General features: G+C 43.6%; 14 protein-coding genes and 1 tRNA gene. 6 read left to right on the plus strand and 9 right to left on the minus strand.

Annotated features, from left to right (window positions below; genetic code table 11):
• Positions 1–5 precede the first annotated feature (5 nt).
• The gene (locus AC5ZC7_RS11220) at positions 6–641 is read left to right on the plus strand and encodes a response regulator (protein ID WP_496159199.1); all 636 of its coding nucleotides are present in this window, start codon (positions 6–8) and stop codon (positions 639–641) included.
• A 7-nt stretch (positions 642–648) separates the two neighbouring features.
• Here the strand turns inward: AC5ZC7_RS11220 and AC5ZC7_RS11225 are convergent, their stop codons facing one another.
• On the minus strand, positions 649–3,075 hold the full coding sequence (locus AC5ZC7_RS11225) for an ABC transporter permease (protein WP_496159198.1): 2,427 nt from the start codon (positions 3,073–3,075) through the stop codon (positions 649–651).
• Between the two features lie 262 nt (positions 3,076–3,337).
• Between AC5ZC7_RS11225 and AC5ZC7_RS11230 the strand changes: the two genes are divergently transcribed.
• Together AC5ZC7_RS11230 and AC5ZC7_RS11235 are read left to right on the plus strand one after the other, a co-directional pair.
• A complete protein-coding gene (locus AC5ZC7_RS11230; protein ID WP_496159197.1) occupies positions 3,338–4,126 on the plus strand; it encodes an ATP-binding cassette domain-containing protein in 789 nt (262 codons plus the stop codon).
• Between the two features lie 13 nt (positions 4,127–4,139).
• On the plus strand, positions 4,140–4,889 hold the full coding sequence (locus AC5ZC7_RS11235; RefSeq protein ID WP_496159196.1) for an ABC transporter permease: 750 nt from the start codon (positions 4,140–4,142) through the stop codon (positions 4,887–4,889).
• Between the two features lie 57 nt (positions 4,890–4,946).
• Here the strand turns inward: AC5ZC7_RS11235 and AC5ZC7_RS11240 are convergent, their stop codons facing one another.
• Both AC5ZC7_RS11240 and AC5ZC7_RS11245 read right to left on the minus strand, forming a co-directional pair.
• Positions 4,947–6,455: a sulfatase-like hydrolase/transferase gene (locus tag AC5ZC7_RS11240; protein WP_496159195.1), complete on the minus strand. Its 1,509-nt coding sequence runs from the start codon at positions 6,453–6,455 to the stop codon at positions 4,947–4,949.
• Between the two features lie 63 nt (positions 6,456–6,518).
• Positions 6,519–7,796 carry a CNNM domain-containing protein gene (locus AC5ZC7_RS11245; protein WP_496159194.1) on the minus strand — a complete coding sequence of 426 codons (1,278 nt, stop codon included), beginning with the start codon at positions 7,794–7,796 and terminating at the stop codon, positions 6,519–6,521.
• Between the two features lie 138 nt (positions 7,797–7,934).
• Here AC5ZC7_RS11245 and AC5ZC7_RS11250 point away from each other — a divergent pair.
• The 3 genes from AC5ZC7_RS11250 (at position 7,935) to AC5ZC7_RS11260 (ending at position 10,062) form a co-directional block, all read left to right on the plus strand.
• Positions 7,935–8,018: transfer RNA gene (locus AC5ZC7_RS11250), tRNA-Leu, on the plus strand.
• A gap of 96 nt (positions 8,019–8,114) precedes the next feature.
• The gene (locus AC5ZC7_RS11255; protein ID WP_496159193.1) at positions 8,115–8,423 is read left to right on the plus strand and encodes a hypothetical protein; all 309 of its coding nucleotides are present in this window, start codon (positions 8,115–8,117) and stop codon (positions 8,421–8,423) included.
• Positions 8,424–8,913: 490 nt separating this feature from the next.
• Positions 8,914–10,062 carry a nucleotidyltransferase family protein gene (locus tag AC5ZC7_RS11260; protein ID WP_496159192.1) on the plus strand — a complete coding sequence of 383 codons (1,149 nt, stop codon included), beginning with the start codon at positions 8,914–8,916 and terminating at the stop codon, positions 10,060–10,062.
• Here the strand turns inward: AC5ZC7_RS11260 and AC5ZC7_RS11265 are convergent.
• From AC5ZC7_RS11265 to AC5ZC7_RS11290, 6 genes are read right to left on the minus strand one after another with little or no spacing between them, the layout of a single operon-like run.
• Positions 10,046–12,121 (minus strand): prenyltransferase/squalene oxidase repeat-containing protein, encoded by a 2,076-nt coding sequence (locus AC5ZC7_RS11265; RefSeq protein ID WP_496159191.1) that lies wholly within the window; start codon positions 12,119–12,121, stop codon positions 10,046–10,048. The two genes, AC5ZC7_RS11260 and AC5ZC7_RS11265, sit on opposite strands and share 17 nt — an antisense overlap.
• 1 nt (position 12,122) lies before the next feature.
• On the minus strand, positions 12,123–13,058 hold the full coding sequence (locus AC5ZC7_RS11270; RefSeq protein WP_496159190.1) for a hypothetical protein: 936 nt from the start codon (positions 13,056–13,058) through the stop codon (positions 12,123–12,125).
• Between the two features lie 13 nt (positions 13,059–13,071).
• Positions 13,072–13,218, minus strand: a complete 147-nt coding sequence (locus AC5ZC7_RS11275; protein ID WP_496159189.1) for a hypothetical protein — start codon at positions 13,216–13,218, stop codon at positions 13,072–13,074.
• Positions 13,219–13,248: 30 nt separating this feature from the next.
• A complete protein-coding gene (locus tag AC5ZC7_RS11280; protein WP_496159188.1) occupies positions 13,249–15,060 on the minus strand; it encodes an asparagine synthase-related protein in 1,812 nt (603 codons plus the stop codon).
• Positions 15,060–15,524, minus strand: a complete 465-nt coding sequence (locus AC5ZC7_RS11285) for a lasso peptide biosynthesis B2 protein (protein WP_496159187.1) — start codon at positions 15,522–15,524, stop codon at positions 15,060–15,062. The genes AC5ZC7_RS11280 and AC5ZC7_RS11285 overlap by 1 nt, the downstream gene beginning before the upstream one ends.
• Positions 15,524–15,799 carry a PqqD family peptide modification chaperone gene (locus tag AC5ZC7_RS11290; protein ID WP_496159186.1) on the minus strand — a complete coding sequence of 92 codons (276 nt, stop codon included), beginning with the start codon at positions 15,797–15,799 and terminating at the stop codon, positions 15,524–15,526. Before AC5ZC7_RS11290 ends, AC5ZC7_RS11285 begins: the two co-directional genes overlap by 1 nt.
• Positions 15,800–16,317 lie beyond the last annotated feature (518 nt).

The raw sequence follows: 16,317 nt of genomic DNA on the forward strand, positions 1-16,317 counted from the left end.
TTGTTATGAACATCAACATAGGCATTGCAGACGATCACCAGCTATTCCTCAAATCACTCAGTTTATTGATCAGTGGCTTTAAAGGCCTTCACATTGTAGCAGAAGCCATGAATGGCAAAGAAATGATCGATAAATTAGCCCAACTACCCAATCCACCGGATATCCTCCTGCTGGATGTTAATATGCCCGTTATGGACGGCGCCCGCACAACGGAAGCGGTACTGAAATTATACCCTACCGTTAAAATCGTAGCCCTGTCTATGAAAGATAACGACGCTACCATCATCGAAATGTTGAAAGCAGGCTGCTGTGCCTATCTCCTGAAAGATATTCATCCCACAGAACTGGAAAAAGCATTACAGGAAATATATAGCACCGGCGCTTACCACAACGATGCCGCTAACGTGAATTACCGCCGGCTGCTGTTGCAATCCGAACAAAAACAAACACTCACCGACCGGGAGCGGGAATTTCTCAGCCTGGCCTGCAGCGACCTTACCTACAAAGCCATTGCAGCTAAAATGAATGTGACAGAAAGAACAGTAGACGGATACCGGGAAATATTATTCAATAAACTCAACGTGCAAAGCCGTACCGGTATGGTGCTGGAAGCATTGCGCCGCCAGCTCGTTACGTTGTAAGAAAAACTTATTCTTTCAGGTTGTTGACAGGATTTGTACGGGCTGCCATCCAGGTTTTATAACCCACCGTAGCCCACGCCATCAACACGGACAAACCAATCGCTGCTATAAAGATGCCAACACCAATAGCTGTATGATAGTAGAAATCAGACAGCCATAACTGCATAAAATAATAGCCGAGTGGCGCCGCCAACAAAAATGCAATGCCAATTAACAACATAAACTCACGGGAAAACAATAACAGGATACTGGCTACAGACGCGCCCAACACCTTGCGGATGCCCACTTCCCGCGTACGATGCACCACCATGAAAGAGATCAACCCATATAAACCCAGGCAGGAAATGAAGATGGCAATACCCGCAAATAATTGGAACAACCGGGAAGTAATCACTTCAGATTGATAATAATCACTGATTTGCTGATCCACGAAAGTAAGGTCATACATATACGAGGGATATACCCCCGTGAAAGTTTGTTCCACCGTTTTTAATGTGGCTACCATTTTTTCAGGTTGCAGACGCAGGGCCACATAGTCGTAGCCATTTTTCTGAGGCCCCATAAACATGGGAGGAATGGCCTCATGCAGGGATTTGTTATTGAAGTCATGAAACACCCCTACAACAGGATATTTCGTATTGTCCAGGGTCAGGGTTTTACCGATGATTGCGTCGGGAGAAGCAAGTCCCAGTTTCTTCACGGTTGTTTCATTGACAACAATTTCCCGTAAAGTATCACTGGCATACGGCACTCTGCCTGCCACCATCTGGATGTCAAAAGTAGGATAGAAGCCAGTGTCCACCGCTTTGGCGGAAATCCGGAAAGGTTGTTTTACCGGGCTGTTGTCGAAATAAAAATCCTGTTGAAAGTCCCTGTCGGAAGAAGGTGCATCCGCGCAAAGACTGGTGGCCAGCACTCCGGGTACGGCTGCCAAACGGTTTACCAGGTAATCGTATTTCAATTTCATGGTACTGTCACTCGGCAGGTTAACCAGTACCACCGCATCTCTGACGAATCCCATCGACTGCTGCTTTACATATTGCATTTGCTTTACCACTACCAGTGTGCCGATGATCAGCAGTTGTGCAATCATAAACTGAAATACCACTAACCCCCGGCGTAGAGAGGCGCCCCCGGTTGATTTGGTGTTGATCCTGCTTTTGATCGCCAGCACAGGGTTAAAGCCGGATACAACCGTGCCCGGATAAAATCCTGAGAGGAAAGTAACGACGATGGTACAAAGTAGCAAAGTGATCCAAACGTCTGGTTTCACCAGGAAAGTGGGCGACAATGGTATATTGATCAGGGTGCTGATGTTGGGTAAAGTCACCGCCACCAATGTCACCGCAATGATAACCGCTACCACCGTGATCAGCGCCGTTTCCATCAGGAATTGAGAAAGCAGTTGCAGTCGGTTGCTACCCAATACTTTTCTAACCCCTATTTCTTTTGCACGATTCACCGATAAGGCAGTGGCCAGGTTGATGAAGTTGATACAGGCCACCAGTAAAAGAAAAATACCAATCAGGCCTAACGCCCATAATTCTTTTGACGAAAGTGGAGATGCTACGAAATTGAGATAGTTTTTATCCAGGTGCATGGCCTGTACTGGTTGGAGGTGAAGCTGCACCGCCTGCGTAGTCTGATCTTTGTAATACCTGTTTACAAAAGCAGGTAGCGCGGCAGTAACAGCAGCCACCTGCGCTTTGTTTTTCAGCAAAACAAAACATTTGTGCCAGCTACGTGTGGGATCCCATAAAGTAGGATCCGAAAAAGCATCCGGTGATAATTTCCGGACGGTAGCCATGGAAATGCCCAGTTTTATTGGCATATCGGTGTTGGTCGGCAGGTCTTCAAATACACCACTCACCTGTAGCGGTATCCGGTAAGACCACATCTGTATAGTGCTGCCTACCGCTTTGTCAATGCCGCCAAAATAAGCTTTGGCAGTACTGGCGGAAATAACTACCATGTTCGGCGCAGATAGCCCCTCCGCATTGCCGGCTAACCAGGTATAATCAAAAATGCGGTAAAGTCCGGGAGAGGTAAAGAAAATGCCGGGTTGCTTGATTCGCTTTTCCACCGCGCCCCCGGTGCCAGGGATGTATATCTGTGCGCCGCCCATTAGTTGGGAAATAGCAGCGGTTTTTTCCAGCATGGGAAAATCCGCTTTTATCCGCTCTTCAAATTGTGGGGGCACATTACTGAGGCGCTCGGCGACTTCCCCATTACTTTTCTTTATAACGTCAGTGGTTATACGATAAATATTTCCGGCGTTATGATGGTAAGTATCATAACTGTTTTCATACCGGATTACCAAAAAAATAACGAGTGCAGCTGCAATACCAGTGGCCAGTCCTGCTATATTCAGGACAGCGAAGGTTTTTTTTCTGGTAACGCTGCGAAGGGCTGTTTTCAGGTAGCTGTTTATCATAATAGGGGGATAGCCTACAAAAAGTAGGTCAAAAGTATAATATATTCATAATCAATTTATAGGTAAGGTAACGATTGGGGGCTAACGTCCGGTTATGGACAGTGGATTTCAATTCCGGACATCCGGTTAAACCACTCCGCCGGTTTCACCGCTTTAACTCCGCCGTTTACCGCTTTTTCTCCCAGCTTCACCTTTTTGGATGCCGGCAGTCACCCCCGATGTTGTACTTTCGACCGGTCAACATCAAACTAAATCTGCCGAGATGAATAATCTACAACAGTTGCCGGATAGGATCCTGGAGGTGAATCAGCTAAACGTACGTTATGGCACTTTCCAGGCCGTAAAAGACGTTTCTTTTGGGGTGCAGGGAGGGGAAATATTCGGCTTGCTGGGACCTAACGGTGCCGGTAAAACGAGTACACTCAGTGCTATAGAAGGATTGCTGCGCCCGGCGTCGGGGACCATTACCGTAGCCGGATTTAATACCCTCGAAAAACCTCTGCATGCCCGCGCCAATATGGGGGTACAGTTGCAGGCCACCAGTTTCCAGCCGGAACTCACCATTGCAGAAATTATCCGGCTCTTTGCCAGCATTTATGGCGTAGACCTTAATGAAGAAAAGGTGAAACAAAAACTGGCAGAAATCAGCCTGGAAGCAGCGGCAGATAAGAAAATTGCGCAGCTCTCCGGCGGTCAGCAACAACGGGTATCGCTGGCTATTTCTACCATCCATGATCCACAGCTGATATTGCTCGATGAGCCAACAACCGGGCTGGATCCACAGTCAAGGCGACAACTATGGGAAAGGATAGAACACTTCCGCAACAGGGGACATGCCGTGCTGCTGACCACCCATTCCATGGAAGAAGCAGAGGCTATCTGCGACCGCATTGCCATTATTGATCATGGGCGCGTGATTGCTATAGATACGCCGGATGCATTGATAGACAAGCATCGCCATGATCCGGAGGTACTAAAAGTAGTACGCAAGGGAAAAGTAACCCTGGAAGATGTATTTATTGGATTAACCGGTACGGCTGTTCGCCCCTGATAAAATAGGTAACATGGAAACAAGAATCCCTAAGAATTCCGCTGTGATGTCTGCTTTACTGCAGGCCGATTTTACGACTTTATGGCGCAACCGCCGGTCTTTCCGGCTGGTATTGATTGTGCCAATAATCATATTGATTTCCTGGAAAGGACTGATCGATAAACTGGGCGGCGTATTTGTGCTGTCGTCCTGTATTACCATTGGACTCACCAGCATAGGGTTGATGGGCTATTCCAACAGCGTTGCGCGCGACCGCGAGAAGGGCGTATTTCAGCGGTTACGGGTAGGACCGGTATCTGCATGGACGATTATGATGAGCCGTATTACCGTGCAGATAGCGATGATTATGTTGATGACCATATTGGTTTTTGCGGTAGGATATTTTGTGGATCACATACAAATATCCCCCGCAGGTTATGCAGCGGGCCTGTTGATGGCCATGCTGGGAGGTGCGGTTTACCTGGGTCTGGGACAGGCTATAGTAGGGTTGATCAAGAACCCGGATACGGTGAATTCCACCACACGACTAGTATACTTTGTTTTTATAATGATAGGAATGTTTGGTGAATTTGGAGTGTTGGGAGATGTAATCAAGCAGGTAGTGACCTGGTCGCCATATGGGGTAGTAAGGAAAATCCTGGCTGGCAGCCTGGATCCGGCTACCTGGCAAATGGAAACTACTTACGCGTTACTGGCTTCCATCGGCTATACGCTCCTTTTTGTGACAGTGGGTGTGAAGTGGTTTAAATGGGAGAATAAGTAGTGGGGAAAATATTTCAGGGAGATGGGTATTTTGCTCCATCTCCCTGGAATATCAGGTTTATGGCTTCGACACTTTCATTTTTGAATCAATGAATTCCCATTCATTGAGATGTGCATTACGGTGTTCTTTTTTCACGATGGCATCAAAAGCAGGTAGCATGGCGGTATGTGCCGCTGCTACATCATGATTTTCGGCCGGATCTGTGCTGAGATCATACAATTCCCAAGCAGCACCGGGGTTTTTCTTCAAACCATTTTTTATGGCTTTCCATTGTCCCATCCGAATGGCAACAGCGCCTCCTTTTTCCGGGTATTCAAAATAAAGATATTTCCGGTCGGCTTGCTGACGATGCCTGCCCGTCATTTCCGGCAGCAATGAAATACCATCATTGGCTGGTGGCTGAATGCCGGCGATATCGGCAAAAGTGGCCATCATATCATATTGTACGCCGGGTAGTTCAGACGTTTTGCCGGCGGGAATTTTACCAGGCCACCTCGCGATGAGGGGCTCACGGATACCGCCTTCATAAAGGTCCATTTTAAGCCCTCTGAGGCCCCCGGCACTATTAAAGAAGGCGGCGTCCACACCACCGTTGAAAGTAGGGCCGTTATCGCTCGAGAACATAATAACGGTGTTTTCATCCAGTCCCATACTGGCCACCAGGTTCATGATAATACCAATCTGGGTGTCCAGGTAGGTAATCATGGCAGCATAGGCTGCCCGGGGATATTTATGCGGCGTATATCCCTGTTGCCCGTAGTAGGGTTGGTCGTTGAACTGCCCCAAATAGTGCTGCACGGCGCTGTCAGGGACCTGTAAAGAGATGTGTGGTATTGTGTAGGGGAGATATAGAAAGAAAGGTGCTTTGCCATGGCCGTTGATGAATTGGGTCGCTTTCTTCGTCATCTCATCTACCGCATAATCTTTCCCCTTGAACTGATCAAAGTCTTTGTCGGTGGCGGTGGCTGGAGACAAGGTCTGGTGTACATTTACCCAGGTATTGCGTAAGCTATCAGCCTTGCCATTTTCCCACAGATGGGTAGGGTAGTAGTTGTGTGCCTGTTTCTGATCCAGGTAACCGTAGAAGTAATTGAACCCTTGTTTGTTGGGATCGCCGGTGCTGTATTGCATGCCCAGTCCCCATTTGCCGATGGCGGCGGTGGTATATCCGGCTTGCTGCAGCATTTTACCTACGGTGATGGTGCCTTCCGGCAAAGGCATTTGTCCGCCTTCGAGTGAATCCGCAAAGCCGCCCATTTCATAGTTGCCACGGATATACGAATGTCCGCCATGACGCCCGGTAAGCAGCATGCAGCGGGCAGGAGCACATACGGGAGTGCTGGTATAAAACTGGTTGAAGTGAATGCCTTCTGCCGACAGCCGGTCCAGGTTGGGCGTCTTTATCTTTTGTTGTCCGTAAGGGCCGGTTTCTCCAATTCCCAGGTCATCGGCATAGATGAAGATGATGTTTGGTTGTTGCCGGTCTGCTGTCTTTTTTTGCTGCTGCGCCATGCTGTTTATCCCGGTGAGTGCAGCCAGCGTAAGCAGGAGAATACTTCTTGCCATAGCCATCAAAATATTTGTGGGGAAGATAAACAGGTTATGGCAGAATGTGTATAGTGGCGGCATTTATTGCGCAAGCGTTTGCGTACGGATAATTACTTCATCAATGCGGTGATGATCCATTTTCCGGATTTCAAAAGTCACCTGGTTCAGCATAACTTTTTCACCTGCGCGGGGAATATGCCGCAGTTTGTCGATCAGCAGCCCGGCTACCGTAATATCTTCCATTTCATATTCCCGGAGCCATTCATAGTTCAGGGTTTCGCGGATATAACTGAGCTTCGTATAGCCGTAAGTAAGCCAGCTTTTATCTGGTTGTTGTACCAGGAAACGCTCTGTGGCATTGAATCCCGGCAGGCTGCCTCCCAACAGCCCGGATACAATATCGTGGTAGGTGATTACGCCCTCGCAGGCGCCGTATTCATTCACCACGATGCCCATGTTGGTGTTTTCCTTTCTCAGCTGCTGAAAAATATCATATACTTCCTGGTTGGCCGACAGGAAGGAGATGGGCGCCATGATGTCTGTAATGGCTTTGTCGGGGTAGAGGAGAAAGTCTTTCGCGCCCAGCGCACCCAGCATTTCTCTTTTGTCGTTGGTGATAGGGAAGGTGCGGTGTATACTTCGTTTAATCGTTTCTGTTATTTCTTCCCGGCTCATTTTTTCCTGTATATAAGTAATCATGGTGGCGGGCGTCATGATATTTTCCGCGGTGAGGTCATAGGCAGAGAAGAGGTTTTTATGCAATATAAATTCTCCTTTGTCTATCAGGCCCTGTTTGTACGCGGTGGTTAGCATACTTCGTATATCATTTTCCGTTAGTTTCTCTTCCCGGATGGTATTAATGGAGAAAAGCCCGAGAATGAACTTGGTACTGGCGGTGAGCAGTTTAATAAAAGGGTAGGTGATTTTTGAGAAGATGATCATGGAAGGGGTAATCAGTATAGATATCTTCAACGGGTTCACGAGTGCCAGGGTTTTAGGAATCAGTTCCCCGATTACAATGGTGATATAAGTAATGCTGCCTACGCCCACCAACAGGGCGGTTAAGTGCGCCCAGGAGTTGTGCATCCCCCAGCCAATGAAAACTGGCTCCAGCCAGGCGGCCATCAGATCGCCTCCGTATATCCCTTCCAGTATGCCTACCAGCGTAATACCTACCTGTACCGCGCTGAGGAATTCGTCCGGATCTTTAATCAGTTGCAATACGTTCAATGCCTTCCGGTTGCCGTTATCCGCCTGTTGTTGCAGTAGATTTTTATCGACCGATATCAGGCCAATCTCCGCAATAGAGAAGTAGAAGTTGAGTGCAATAAGTATCAGTATGATGATAATAGAAGCCATAAGGAGAACGGTTTTCAGAAGCATAACAACTCGCCCTGTTGATTGTTTATCGGGAAGCATACTGAAAAAATATTGCAGTGAAAATTTGGAAAAATAAAATGGGTGTGTATCTTTGCAACCCCTGACACGATATCAGTTGCCCAGATGGCGAAATTGGTAGACGCACTGTGTTCAGGTCGCAGCGCCCGCAAGGGTGTGCTGGTTCGAATCCAGTTCTGGGCACTACACTGGCCAAACAGTTTAATCACTGTTTGGCCAGTTTTTTTGTAGCATATTTGATGATTTTTATCCAGGTTTCAATTTCAGCCAACGTTGATCATGGATAATAAATGGGAGTTGTCAAAGAAAATCAGAACGGGGTTTATTGAATCATACCCGGTAGCCATTCGCACAGATGTCAGTAATACAATAAATATCTCCGTTTGTGTGTTGGTAGATCACTCAACAATTGAGCCTACACAGCTGAAGCAACAGGAGAGCGCGCTAAGGGAAGAAGGCATAGCGCTGATGCCCGGCACAGCGATCATTAATCAGCTGCATGTAGCAGATATAGAGGCTGCGTGTATGAAAATAGTTGAGTCGCTGAAAAGGCACCAAATTGCACCTTCCCGCGAGGGCTTCGCCTGATGGGTGATTGCTTTTTGCCACGGAGGCTATAGATTCCTTCCAGGGAAATAGTAAAATATTTAATAGATTATTTTCGCATCCCCGAATTGCCAATATATTAACAGATTAGTTGTATGTTAGCATAAGCTATCTGAATACGGACAGTAAGATTGCGATGATGACTTGTTACAGCATCCTTTCAGAAGGTGAATAACATTGATATGGAGGAACTGTTTATTCTTTACTACCTATAACGAAAACAAGTGTCAGTTCAAAACGCCTTAAAAAAAATACAGCAATACAGGGAAAATGAACGCGAAAACATGACAGGAGTTGTGTCGCTTAAGGATTTCGTTGAAATGTCGGCCAGGGAAGGTGTTTTCTTTTCTGTGGAAGAGTTAAAAAAGGCATTTCAGATTGATTGGGATATGCGTTGGCTTAAACACGCCAGGTGATAATCTTTTACTAATATTTTTGTATGCTGAATGTAGAAACATTAAAGTGTTCCTATGTGAAAGAAGAAATACTGATTATCTTATTTACCCGCTTATACTTTGGTACGCAGGGAATTGAAGAAATACAGGATTTTCTTGATCATGAGGTGATTGACTGGAATTTATTCTACAAACTTGTTTCGTATAATGATATAAGAGGCTTTGTTTATGATATCATTACCATATCGAAAATATCGATTGACCGGCAAATCTACGATACGTTAAAAAAAGACGTAATGGCAATTAGTTTGTTTGGATCTTACCAGGCTAATTTAATAAACCATCTAACGGCTGAATTTGAAAAATTAGCAATAACAGTCATTCCATATAAAGGGCATACACTGGCAGCCCGGTATTATAAATCCCCATTATTAAGAGAAAGCTCAGATATAGATTTTTTAATAGATAAAGATGACCTGTTTCAAATAAGGAAGTGTCTCCACGAAAACGGGTATGAGTCAAAATTTAGTCTTGCAGATCATCAAATAGGGTTCGTATTAAGCTTTCATAGAGAACTTTCCTTCAAATCTCCTAAAGATAAGATGGGCATTACTTCATCAGTAGAGTTACAATGGAAGCTGTTGGAGGGCTATTTAGGCAAATTTCCCCGGTATGATTTTTTTGTTCAACATCTGCAGTCATATACAACTATGGATGGGACTTTGCATATCGGCTTAACTCCCACCTATGATTTTCTATGTGTTGCCTCTCATCATTTAATCCGGGAACCGCTATTAAGATTCAAGTATCTGATTGATTTAGCGGCTATGATTCAAACTTCCTCCAGTCAACTGGATTGGGAGGAAATAAACTTACACTTTAAACGATACAAATTTTCTGCTTTTTTAGCGTCTGGAGTGAGTGCTATAACTGAAATAATTGGACTTCAACTTCCGGTATCTGATAGCCCTGCAGTAGCATATCATTTATTCGCGGCTACAGAAATGCGCTCCAGTCGCGAAGGTTTTTTTAGGAAAAACAGGTTGATATATTTAAAACAATCGTTCCTGGAAAGAATAAAATTAAAGGTCAGAATCTATTTGTTTCTATTGATACCCAATATTAACGATTTGTCCCTGACGACTGCCCCTGCATGGACTATTCCATTCATTACACCATTGAAATCTTTCAGGTTTCTGTACCGGCATCTTACGAAGAAAAACTAAGCTGGTCATACTTGTTTAATGCGTCTAGAATGGTGGCCGTAGCGAAGTTCTTTCGTTCGTCTTTTACCACAAATATATTTTCTCCGTTTTCATGATCTGAATTATCGACACCAGGAATCCTTAATTCTGCAGAAGGATGCCAATGTCCGGAAGGCTGTTGGGTATGGAGGAGATAATTTGTCATCTCTTCCAGGAGTTTAAGATGCTTGTTTTTATAGGGAGAGCATAATACTATTCTTAATAAAAGGGCTATTTTAAAATCATTGGGAGCCTCACTATCCAATTCTTTCCGGGCTTTATCACAAGCCCAGGTGACGGACTTGTTAATTACATTTTTATATTTATCAGCGTTTTTATTAAGCAAGGCTTCAATACTGAGTGCTGTGGCATATTCGGGACCATTCCACCAGTAACTGTACCAGTATCCTGCACTATGCTGGTGATCTAATAAATAGTCAATTGCATGTTGTGAGCCTGTTAGTGCGTGCGCAGCAGTAACACAATAATGAGGTATTTGCCAACCATTGAAATATTGGCCGTCTGGTCCCTTGTGGTTTTTATTGATGGCCCCACGGGGTGAATAAGTAACGATGCCACCACCTTCGGCGACATACCTGTTCATTATATCCAAACCAGGCTCAGGAAATTCGCTGGCAAATGTAGCCGAATTGGCAAAAAGCCAGGTCCATATGGTAGTATCTGCATCGGCCAGGTTCAGGATATTATAGCCCCATCCCTGATCTTTCCGATACCTGGTTTTCAAAATTTTCCAGGCTTTTCCCAGGGCTTCACTGGTTTTGGAGCATTTTAAACGAGCCAGATGACAGGCTACATAGGCAGTCACCCACTCGTCGCTGCTCCCGGTTTTTATATAAAAATCTCTCCACCATCCTGATTGTTGCTGGCTGGAGAGTAAATAATCAATCCCCTTATTAATTGCCTGTTTAATATCAGTGGCTAAGCTGGGCGCTGGTTGTTTTTCTGTTATCTTATTTACCGCCAATGGCTTTTTTACCTGCCATAAATTGCCATAGCCCAGATAGGCTTTTAATTCTATTTCTTTATCGGGATAATAAGATAATTTCAAATGGGAGATCTTTTTCTTTAGAAAAGTAAATTCATTTTCCGGTTTACTTAAAGAAGCTATCCATAAGTGTTCGGGCCAATCATTAATTTGGCCTGGAAATATTTCTCTGTCCCAGCTTAATATTGCGTCTATTTTATCTTCGTTGAAATGTTGATGCGTATTGAGCTTTTCTATAAAGAAACGCCAGTAAGTCTCGATGTCTGGTTGGCTGTCCCAAAAACATTCAAAACCGATTTTTGGGAAAATATTTTTCCCAATATCGATGCATAGTGTTACCCGGTCAGCGTAATTGTAGACAAATGATATCCATTGATCCAGTACTGGTCCTGTCCATGAATAGCCTATTTTTTTCAGGAAAGGAGCTACTGCGCTAACAGGTAATTTTTTGATGTTTACCCTCAATATTTCCACATCTCTGGAAAATAGGATGCCCAGGTAGGCAATAAATGCCGGGGAAGGGCAAGCATCCATGATTGTTTCAAAGAGAGGAAGAAAAGACTGATTTTCTCCCAATGTTTCTTTTATAGTAGAAGAACAGAAATCTTTTCGACTGATATCATTTAAATCTGGCTGCAATTCAAAAAATAACAAAGGCGTTTTTATGCCCGAAGGCAGCACATCAAGTTCCAGAAAAATTTCCGTAATATTTTTATGAGAGGAGGAGGATTTGTCTGCCCATCTTTTTATGAATCGGAGTAACTTTTCGTGTTCCGGATCTCGTGTAAGCTTGTTTTGAAACCAGTCTGAAAGCGCCGGTAGGTCATCTTCTTCTCTGCGTATGCAGAGTTGCAGATCTACCTGTTCGTGGTGATTGAGACGACATTCCAATCCAACTCTGATAAGTGGAGGAAAAAAGTCTGCTGCCTTTTTTAATAAAGTCATTTGCGTTGGCGACACCAGGACATCCGGGAGTGAATCGAAAAATTCGGGGGACGCTTTTAAAAGCGAGTATTCATCGGATACGTGCTTCATATCAGGGTATACTTATCGTTTCAAGTATTGAATTATACACTTCGTGGATACGCATAATATTATCCGGTGCCTGGATATTATAGGAGGGTACAACTTCCAGGAAGGTTGTTGCCGATTCAAAGTAAGTTTTTACGTACTGTTTGGAATTAAGTTCAGGAAGTAGTATTTCACTCATCAATATAGAAAGTGCTGTTGTTCTTTTTATGGTGGTAACCACTTTGTCAGGCTCCTGAACTCTTGGTTGTATAAAGAATACCGCGGCAATTCTTCGTGGAACAACGTCTACCGGGCTTGTTTCCCGGCAGAAGTAATATTTTTGGGTGATCATATCTGATTCACTGATCCATTTCCAGTTAGCAGGTAATTCAAATACAGGTGTAAGATTTGTTGGGGAAATTGGGAGGGTAGCAGCGATACTTTGATTAATTTTTAAAGAGGTTTCTCCCTGGGATACCCAAAAAGAGTTGCGCTCCTGGTGTAGCATCGCGTAGTCGTCGCCCCATACCGCATGACCCTGGAGATGGAAATAGGCGGCCAGTGTAGATTTCCCTGCACCTTTCTGGCCTATGAATAAAACCACCTGGTCATTAACACATATGGCAGATGCATGTAAGCAAAAATGACCTTGTTCCTGCAGGCAAAATTTGGTAATAGTTCCCCGTATTAATGTCTGGACTGATTGCTGTGAGATGTCTGGCGTCACATGATAGAAGACACTTTTGCCTTCGGAGAAAATAAGAAAGCTCGCCCTGATTTCGAGGCCATCATGATACTCAAAAAGGAAACACTTCTCATTTTCAGAAGTGTTTCCTAAATAAGCATTTTCGCCAAACATTGCTGAAGAAGGTGAGAGTTTCACCGGATGGAATATGATTTCTTTTTTCAACCCGGAAAAGCCTGCGTAATTTAAATTAGTGAATTTAATAGCGAAATGCAAAATGTCCGATTAATTATGAATTATAATTTGGTTGAGTGCCTCCATCATTGTGTGTACCGGATGATGTAGTGTTTGTTATTTCTCCGAGTTTTCCGAGTTTTTTTAATTCAGGGGATTGATAAACTTTTTTTTCTTCTTGTGTAGTTACTGTCTGTTGCATAATAAAACGCTTTTTAAATTAATGAAAATATTAAGAAAGAGAACTTCTCCATGACATGACATGTAAAACAGATAAAATATTATTGTAGAGTGCAGATGAACACTCCGGATCCCTAATTGCCGTTAATAAGCAGTCAATGTCTATCTTACCCTTTAAAAAATCACCTGATTCCGATATTTTTTCCTCTACTATGTTGCGTATATCCTGCGTTTTTAGGTTTTGAGAGTGCGCATTTCCATAAAGGGGCGTTTTGGGCCTTCTTACTATTTCCTTAGGTAGATAAGGTATCATTGCCATACGTAGCAACGACTTTTGGTGTAACAGATGGGGAGGGAGTGCAAGTATAAAAAGGAATAGTTCCAGTGAAAAAAATGGCTGCCTTATTTTCATCTTATTGCCCGTAAAACCCGGATGGGAACTTTCAAATAACCATGACCAGAAGGCATTTCCTGACATGGCAAAATTTGAACGTATAGAAGATCCATCTTTATTAGGTTTAATTGGCGTATAATCTTTGGGAAAGAAGGTAGGGTCAAACCAGGGAGGCACAGACATATTTGTGGCAGGAGCCTTCTTCTTTCTTTTGCCTAGTTTACGCCTGACTACACCGAAGAAACCTCCAAATGTTTTATAGAAGGTCAGGTCATCCAGGTATGGTTGCAGCAAGTAACCCTGGGCAATAAGCCCGCGGCGGGAGAGTGGCTCATATTCAAACAGTGGGTCTCCTCCAAAGCCTGTCAATAGCACCCTCGTAAAAGTTGCCGCATCAATAATTATCTGGGCCTCTGCCAGTGCATCTGGTATGGCAACTGGCTCAGGAATCCAGGACGATATCGGTTGTACAACGTTCTTAACATAATCTTCTGCAATGTATTGTTGGATGGGTATTTTAAGATGGTGGGCGGTGAGCTTCCCAAAATATCCCTCCTTTTCAGTTACAAGATGCCGGTAACTGATATTAAAAGCTTTTAGTGTATGATTGTCTCCGTACTCGTCGTTAAGCACTTTTTTAGCGGTCGCAGTGATGGATGAACTGTCCATACCTCCACTTAGTGTGCAGGCTACTTTATTAGTACGGGTGCGATCTTTGACGGATTGCTCAAATAAGCGATGGAAATGGCTGACATATTCCTTCGTGGTTTTATAGCGAACAGGCTTAATGTTAGCAGGAATGTTCCAATAGCAGCTGATATGAATTTCTCCGTTATTATAAGTTAGCTTGTGTGCCGGCGGAAGCTTTTTTATCTGTTTATAGATCGTTTGATCGAAACTCCAGCCTTTCCCACTTGTCAGATAATCCCGCAAAACATCATCATCCAGCTCAGGTTGCCGTTGTGCGATGTTTTTAAGAGATTGATAGAAGTTGGTGAACAGCAGCCGGTTATCAAACTGGGTATAATAAAAAGGGATCAGCCCAAAATGGTCACGGGCACAGAAAAGACAACCTGTTTCTTCATTCCAGATGGCAAAAGCGTAGTCCCCGGAAATATGTTGCAGACAATCCTCTCCCCATTGCTTATAAGCATAAAGCACCAGGTAGGAGTCAGGCGTGGTGTTACTGATGGCACTATAATATACACCGAGTGCTTTTACCAGGTCAACTCGTTTGTCCAAACGAATATCTCCCACAATCCGGAGATTCCCATCAACGGTAAAAGGAAGCTGCTCTATTGCTGTATCTTCACAGGTTTTAAGCCATCCAAACCGCAAATCAGCCTGGCTGCTGTTCCATGCACCCAGGTAGTCGCTGCAACAAGATGAAATGGCTCTTGTTGAAACGTCCAGCAATGTTATATCGGACTCCTGGAGTGGAGACGATATTATTCCTATGAATCCGCTCATTAAAATTTGAGAATAGCGTTTAGTTTACCCTCAGGTAAAACAAAATAATTTGCAATAATTGAAGGATGATCATTTATAAGCACCCCTTCTTTCTCTAACCATGCATGTGCATCAAACCTGCCCTTATCCTGACTTACACCAATTTTAAGCTCCGCGCGAATTCCTTTTCTACGCAATAGTAATCGCATGACCAACGACTGCGACAAACATCGGCCTTTTAAAGATGGTAACTGGTTCATCTGATGAAAGAGTGTGGCATATTTGTCAAGAATCACCATCGTTTCATCATCGCCAGGTGGAGGCACTTCTTTTATAAAAAAGGAAAGTAAATTTTCAGTTGTTTTTAAGCTCGTAAAACGAAGACTCGCTTCCGTTAGAATGGTAAGCATCCGAGCCTGAAAAAACAATTGATTATGTGCTCGCAAAGCGCTGTTTAGGGCAATAAAATCGTGATCTGTATACATCAATCAACAATAATTAGTTCTGCCTTTTTTAGATCGTCTATTAACAGGGAAATATCTTTCTGAAGTCGCTCTGTGCTAACTTCGTATTCAAGCTGAAGTGTATTGAGAACAGAACCGTAGGGCTGGTTATCAGATATTAATTCCCAAAAGCGCTTTCCAACATCATTGAGTTCATAGAAATGCTCGGTGCTTAAATTCAGAATGACAAAACCTGCCCCCATTTCCCGAACAATACTATTTTCAGAAATTTTTATTTTCTTTTCCAGAGAAATCATTAATAGTTATTTTGGCTGTCTTTAAAAAAAGTTAAGGGATCACACGACTCGACAAATAATAAAAGGTATAAGGTATATTGAATAAAAATATCGAACCTTTGGAAAAGGTATCTGTATACTGACCACAAGTGTACAGCAAATAGTATTGTTAAACAAGATACCGTTAAAGTTTTTGATGGTCTTTTTAAAAAAAAGATGGCGGATTGCCAGGTATATGCGCTGAAATCATAATGAATCTTTCCATATATAAATTTATATTTATATTATTGAGAAGAGATAATTGATGAATCGATCAATGCAATTATTGAACCCCAAGACCATTACCTGTCCAATGACGCTTGCTATTCGCCTATGATCTGTCTTTAAGCGGTACAATTATTTATATCAACAGTTTAAGTGCAAATAGGTTGACTAAAAGTGCATTTTTTTGTATTGAATACGAATGACAGGATTTCATGTAGATGATTTAGTCATCCAATAAAGGAACATATGTAGCAAAAAAAAGGAGCTACGCTGAT

Source organism: Chitinophaga sp. 9-1-y (genome assembly GCF_059511905.2).